A 218-nucleotide genomic window follows, 5' to 3' on the forward strand; every position below is an offset into this window, starting at 1 on the left:
CGGCACCGTATCGGTAACGCGTTCTGCTGACAACTCCACCAATATGAACTTCTCTTCCCAGGGTTCTCTGGCGTGGGCAGGTAAAGATTTCGGCCTGAGTAAAGAGCGGCAGCGGTCTGGCATCATTGTGAAAACAGATTTGACCGGCGAAGGGAAACTGGCTGCGAAGATTAATAACCGCAACTATCTTCTCAGCGGTAAATCAAATTTCATTGCAC

Annotated in this window: 1 protein-coding gene; it reads left to right on the plus strand. The window is 49.5% G+C overall.

Going from position 1 to position 218, the window contains the following annotated elements:
• The coding region (locus FDX22_RS27445; protein WP_146718070.1) for a hypothetical protein at window positions 1–218 on the plus strand (218 nt) is incomplete at both ends.

Source organism: Citrobacter sp. TBCS-14, assembly GCF_005280805.1.
Lineage (GTDB): Bacteria > Pseudomonadota > Gammaproteobacteria > Enterobacterales > Enterobacteriaceae > Citrobacter > Citrobacter gillenii.